The 6,084-nt window shown below is 57.3% G+C and carries 5 protein-coding genes; 4 read left to right on the top strand and 1 reads right to left on the bottom strand.

What is annotated here, in order from left to right:
• Positions 1–19 precede the first annotated feature (19 nt).
• The gene (locus DQG13_RS28495; protein ID WP_113023585.1) at positions 20–1,087 is read right to left on the bottom strand and encodes a LacI family DNA-binding transcriptional regulator; all 1,068 of its coding nucleotides are present in this window, start codon (positions 1,085–1,087) and stop codon (positions 20–22) included.
• Positions 1,088–1,306: 219 nt separating this feature from the next.
• On the opposite strand from DQG13_RS28495, the gene DQG13_RS28500 reads away from it, so the two are divergent.
• From DQG13_RS28500 to DQG13_RS28515, 4 genes are all read left to right on the top strand, one after another.
• Complete coding sequence (locus DQG13_RS28500; RefSeq protein WP_113023586.1) at positions 1,307–2,305, top strand: aldo/keto reductase; 999 nt, start codon at positions 1,307–1,309, stop codon at positions 2,303–2,305.
• An 87-nt stretch (positions 2,306–2,392) separates the two neighbouring features.
• A complete protein-coding gene (locus DQG13_RS28505) occupies positions 2,393–2,812 on the top strand; it encodes a helix-turn-helix transcriptional regulator (RefSeq protein ID WP_113023587.1) in 420 nt (139 codons plus the stop codon).
• Entirely contained in the window at positions 2,790–3,863 is a 1,074-nt protein-coding gene (locus tag DQG13_RS28510) for an RNA polymerase subunit sigma-24 (RefSeq protein WP_113023588.1), read from the top strand. Before DQG13_RS28505 ends, DQG13_RS28510 begins: the two co-directional genes overlap by 23 nt.
• Positions 3,864–4,585: 722 nt before the next feature.
• Positions 4,586–5,836, top strand: a complete 1,251-nt coding sequence (locus DQG13_RS28515) for a CapA family protein (RefSeq protein ID WP_181593057.1) — start codon at positions 4,586–4,588, stop codon at positions 5,834–5,836.
• Positions 5,837–6,084 lie beyond the last annotated feature (248 nt).

The following is a 6,084-nucleotide window of genomic DNA, read 5'->3' on the forward strand; positions in this document are numbered from 1 at the left end:
ACTCCCACTCCTCGTAATTTCATGTATTGGGTTGATGCGGATGATCGCATCCATCAACTTCGGTTGCTTGTACCCGGCTGCAGGATTCCCGGATCAGGAGCTCGGAGGAGATGATCGAGCGCTTGACTGCGGGAGAGGGCTGCTCGCAGCTCTCCAGCAGAAGCCGTGCGGCTTCAGTCCCCAAGCCTTCGGCATCCAGCCGGACACAGCTGAGGGCAGGGGCGAATTCGGCTCCATAACCCGGCTCGACACTGAAGGAAAAGACGGACAGCTGGCCCGGGATGGAAAGACCGAGCTCGTCGGCAGCCTGATATACCCCCAGGGCTACCTTGTCAGTGTCGGTAATGATGGCGGTAATGTCAGGATGGCGGGCGATGTACGCAAGTGTGGCGCGGTAGCCGAAATCCACGGAGCTTTTGGCTCCTTGGGGCCGGTAGGTCAAGAGCTCCCTGTCCGCGGAAAGCTCCCGGGCCCGGAACGCTTCCCGGTAGCCCGTTTCCCTGTCATGGGCTACCGTTCTGTCTGCAGGCGCGTTCAGAAAAAGAATCCGCCGATGCCCCAAATCAAGCAGATACTCGGTCACCTGAAAAGCGGCGCCCACATTGTCGTTGTCCACATACGAAACTCTGGTTTCATAGGCAGCCGGAGGCCGGCCGATAACCACAACGGGCAATTGCTCCTGCAGCCGTTCCCGGAGACGGGAATCATGGACAGTAGGGTCCAGGACAATTTCTCCGTCCACCGGATTGGACGCCAGATTCTCCGGCAGGCTGGCGAAGGCCTTGGGCAGCGTGTTGACCAGCAGCCTGTAGCCTCTGCTGTAGCATTCCTTCAATACGCCGTTCAAAAGGGCCATATGGAATGCGCCGAATTGAATCTGCTCACCCTCCATGCTGATCCCGATTATCCGGGTTTTGCCGCCCGCCAGACTTTTGGCCCAATAGTTGGGCTTGTAGCTCAGCTCCTGCGCCGCCTGAAGCACCCTGTCGGCTACATCCTTGCTGATGGGGCGCTTTTTGGAAAATACATTGGAAACTGTGCTTTTCGATACTCCTGCAATCCGTGCAACATCCTCAATGGTGGCCAATCCTGCATAACCTCCTGTGTGTCTCTTTCACGTAGAATCGTAAACCGGTTTTATGCGGGGAGCGTTAACTGCGTCTAAATAAATTGTAAAGGCGGCTTCACTCAGTAGTTGTTTTCATCAAACCGGTTCGATAAAAAGGGGTGAGGTTTTATTTTTCCGTGGACAGAGCCTGGAGTGGTATACTTTGGGAAGAACATTGCGATTGGGGAGGAAAAAACGATGATCCGCAAAAAGAAAATTGCCGGGACAAGCCTGGACGCGGCCGAATTTGTACTGGGCGGCGTTGAACTGGGGGCGGGCCTTGGCCTGAAGGAATCTTTTCGGCTGATGGATGCTTATGTGGAGCTGGGCGGCAATATGGTGGATACCGCAGAGATATACAGCAATTGGCTGCCCCATGAACCCAGCAGAAGTGAAACTGTCATCGGCCAGTGGATGGCGGAGCGGAAAAACCGCAGCCGTCTCATTGTCACCACCAAAGGCGCACATCCCCGGCTGGACAGCATGCAGATGCCGCGGATGTCGGAGGCGGAGCTGCGCCATGATCTGGAGGGCAGTCTGGCCCGTCTGGGAATGGACAGCATCGATTTGTATTGGCTGCACCGGGATGACGCCTCGCGGCCTGCGGGGGAAATTGTGGAAACCATGAACCGCTTCGTTAAAGAGGGGAAAATCCGCTGGTACGGGGCGTCCAACTGGACTGCCGGGCGGCTTGCCGAAGCACAGGAGTATGCGGCCGCCCACGGGCTGCAGGGCTTCTCCGGCAACCAGCCGGGATGGAGTCTGGCCTTGGCGGACCCGGCCCGGTTTACGGACCCCACGCTGGTTTTTATGGATAATGCCCTTCATGAGTACCATGTGCGCACCGGTCTCTCCGTGTTTGCTTATTCCTCCCAGGCCCAGGGGCTGTTCACCAAAATGGCGGCTTCGGCGGACAACGATTTCCCGGAGAAAACCGCCGCCATGTACCGGGTGGCGGACAACCGCCGGCGCTTGGCCGAGGTTAAGCTGCTGGCGGAGCGCTATGGCGCTACCGTGAACCAGATTGCGCTGGCCTATCTGCTGGCTCAGCCGTTTCCCGTTTTTCCGGTGGTGGGGGCCAAGAGGTCGGCGCAGCTGGAGGACAGTCTGGGGGCGGGCAAAATCCGGCTGACGGAAGAGGAGTGCCGCCGGCTTGACGCCGGGCTGTTCCAGGTCCAGGCGCCTCCCCCTCAATGATCATCAAAAACGTCGAGCCTCAAATGCCCTCTCCATGCTACACTAAAGCCACTTCATGAAGAAAACGAATGCAAAGGCGGGGATGCCTTGGATTATAGTCTGATGATTGGGTCAGTGATTGTTTTTGTGGAGAACCGGCTGGGGGAACGGCTGGACTACCGGGAGCTGGAGGCGGAAATCGGCTTTTCCGCCGTCCATATCCGGCAGGTGTTTGCCCGCCATACCGGCATGCCGCTGGTCCGTTATGTGCGCTGCCGGCAGATTGCCCATGCGGCCTTCGATTTGATCCACACCAAGGAAAAAACGCTGGACATCGGGGCGAAATACGGCTTCCCCAACCCGGACAGCTTTACCCGGGCTTTCCGGCGGGTCACCGGCATGACCCCCCAGGAATTTCGCAGCCGCCCCTGCGCCGTGGGCCGGATCAAGCTTTGCGCCGGCGTTTACGGGGTTGGCATTATAGAGGAACAGGAGAGTGGCATACGTGAACCAGCGGCAAATTGCTGAGCAAGGAAGCGGTATCCTGTACGGGGTGCCCAAGGTGGAATACGGCGCTTACCAGGGCTGCACGCCACTTCCCATTTGCTTGAAGGCCTGCGCCAATTATCTGGGGCAGCCGGTGGAATATGACGCGGTTATGGCAGGCTGCGGAGCGGGCTTCCGGCTGACCTGGGACAAAACCGCCTGGAACTGCGGCAATGTGGATGTGATATTTACTTTTGATGATCCCATGAAGGTATACCGCACAGGCGCAGAGTTTCTGGGGAGATCTCTTACCCTCTTGGGCCGTACGGGGCAAACAGCTAAAGAGGATTTTGCCCGATTCATCCGGCAAGAAATCGACAAGGGCAGCCCTTGCATTGCCTTGGGTATCATCGGTCCGCCCGAGGCCTGTCTTGTCAACGGGTACAGGGAGAACGGGGATATCCTCTTGGGCTGGAACGTCTTCCAGGACAATCCCGAGTTTAGAGGAAGAAGCGTGTCCATTGATCCCTGCGGTTATTTCGTCACTGGAGGCTGGTGGGAGAATCAGGAAACCCTGGCTGTGATGGCTTTGGGTGAAGCAGAGGGGCCGGGGTTGACGCTGAAGGAGCTTACCGCCAACGCCATCGAGGTGCTGACCGGCAGAACCTGCGGGGTTTTTGCCAAGGGAATTCTTGCATACGATTATTGGAAAAAAGCGGTGGCCGACGACAGCCAGTTTCCGCCCAATGCGGTTCTGCCCATCCTGGTGGAGCGGCTGATGTGCCAGGGCGACGCCATGGATACGCTGGCGGACGGACGTTACCGGGTTGCCAGCTATCTGCGGAAGCTGGGGGAGCAAGAGTCCGGACACGGCAGTCTCTTGCTGGAGGCTGCCGGCCACTTTGAAGCGGTTTCTGCCGCTGTCGGCAAAATGGCGGAGCTCCTGGGCGGCTGGGGCCGCGGGGAAAAGCAGCTTCGCAATCTGGCCCGGCGGGATATCCGCGAGGGAATCTGCGGTTTGATCGATACATGCAAAGAGGCGGATCAGCGGGGACTGGAAACGCTCATGCAGCTGGCTGCGGCAATGGAATAAATTTGCGAGACGGGGAAGCTCCGGGTTGCCGGGGCTTTTTTTGCGGAAATGCACGACTGTCGCATTTTCATGCGGGGGCTCCCCCAAAAGTACCCGGAATTTGCTTCGAAGCGTCTCGTCACTTTTGGGGGATTGCTTTTTGTTCTTCCGGAGTGATGTTGGCGAGAAGCTGTCGGGGCTAGGCCGGGCCAGGCAGGTAGGCCGCTGTTGCGGAACTGAGCGACCCTTATGGGGGTGAAAACGGGAGTTTGGAGAATTAACGGAACTAAGAAACCGTTGCGTCCCTGATTCGCCGAAAATAGAGAGGAAATCAGGCGGCAGAGGGGAATAAGGGCTTCTTGGTTCCGCAAAGGCGGGAAAAAGCGGCAAAAGCCGCTTTTAAGAGTCGTCCAGTTCCGTTGCGCTCTTCCGGATGCAGAGAGAAGAGGGAAGGGCAGGCCATTTTCCGGCGCGGGAACAGGTGGGGATGCAGATCAGGTCAGCATACGGTGGCCCACCACAACGTAAACGGGACATGACGGTGATCTTGCGTCAGATTTTATCAGGATTCGGCATTTTTTTGATTTGCTGCAACAAATTCTTCCACTTCCTGCGTCTGAAAGCATAAGCGCGGGTATCCGATACATACACTACAATAATTATTGCCATGTCCTCCCTGGATACGCCCGGGGCGCTTGGCGCATATGCGCTATTCAGAGGGGCTTAGAAAGGAGTGCAGAGTTATGGGCAGGAAAACCGCCATTATCGCGGGTATTGCCATTCTGCTGGTATGCGGAGCTTGCGGCGCAGGGGGAAGCCGGCAACAGAACGCCGGGAAGGGAACCGGTGCCGGGCAGCCTTCATCCGCTGGTCCGTTGTCATACGGCGATCAAATCGGCCGCCTGGAAACGGCAGCGCCTGTGCCGTTGCCAACGCCATCCGCCGCGCCGGCTCCCGTTATTCATAAAGCATCCTTGGCCGCTATCGGGGATGTGCTGATTCATAACAGCGTCTATAACGACGCCCGCACCAAGGACGGCGGGTATGACTTCAAACCGATGCTGGAGCAGGTTAAGGATCTGTTGACCCAACCGGATTTATTGGTAGCCAATCAGGAGAGCATTACCGGCGGCGAGGAGCTGGGCTTATCCTCGTACCCCCAATTCAACAGCCCTTTTCAGGTGGGAGACGCTCTCCTTGACGCCGGGGTGGACATGATTACCATGGCCAACAACCACACGCTGGACAAGCGGGAAAAGGGAGTTCTTTCCGCCACTGCCTACTGGGACAAAATCGGGATGCCCTACACCGGCGCCTTCCGAAGCGCGGAAGACCAGTCCCGTCTTCGCATACTGGAGAAAAACGGAATCAGCTTCGCGTTTTTGGCCTATACCTACGGCACCAACGGCATTCCGGTTCCTGAAGGCAAGCCGTATCTGGTGAATTTGCTGGACCCGGTCCGGATGGAGCAGGAAATCCGCGACAGCAAAACAAAAACAAACGCCGATTTTACTGTTGTTTCCGTTCACTGGGGCACGGAGTACCAAGAGGAAGCCAACACATCGCAGCGTGAGCTGGCCCAGCAGTTAGCGGACTGGGGAGCGGATGTAATCATCGGCACCCATCCCCATGTGCTGCAAACCATCGAATGGGTAACCGCCGCCGACGGAAGAAGGGCGCTGGTTATGTATTCCCTGGGAAATTTTTTGTCGGCTCAGGAGAAGACCATTCAGCTTGTAGGCGGCATTGGTCAGATAGAAGCGGTAAAAACCGTTACGGGTGAGCAAGTGGAGCTGCGGCTGGAGAATCCCGCCTTTACCCCCGTGTATACCAGCTATGTCAACTGGCGGAATTACCGGGTGATCCCCATGGGCAAGCTGGACGGGGAAGCCTTCAGCCAGCCGAAGGCCGTCTGGAGCAAAATCAAAACCCGGATGCTCCGGGCTTTGCCGGAGCTTCAGGTGCGGGACGGGGTGGAGGCCGCGGGGGAGTGAGCCGTAAGCAGTTTGCCGGAGATGCTGCGGAGCCGGGCATAACGGCTGCTCTTAGCGGAGCCGGATTACCGTTATTCCTTCGGAATATACATTATTGACAATGATAGCGGAAGCGAACTTCCGCTATTCATCTGTTTTGGGACATTGTCCGCCTGTTGGAGGAACTATAATGGGAAACAAATTCCGCTGATATGAACGAAACCTGTCAAGCGCCGCTGTCGCACCTTCGTTTTTGGCATGCTCCAACT

Source organism: Paenibacillus sp. YN15 (assembly GCF_003285005.1).
Classification (GTDB): Bacteria; Bacillota; Bacilli; order Paenibacillales; family NBRC-103111; genus Paenibacillus_AR.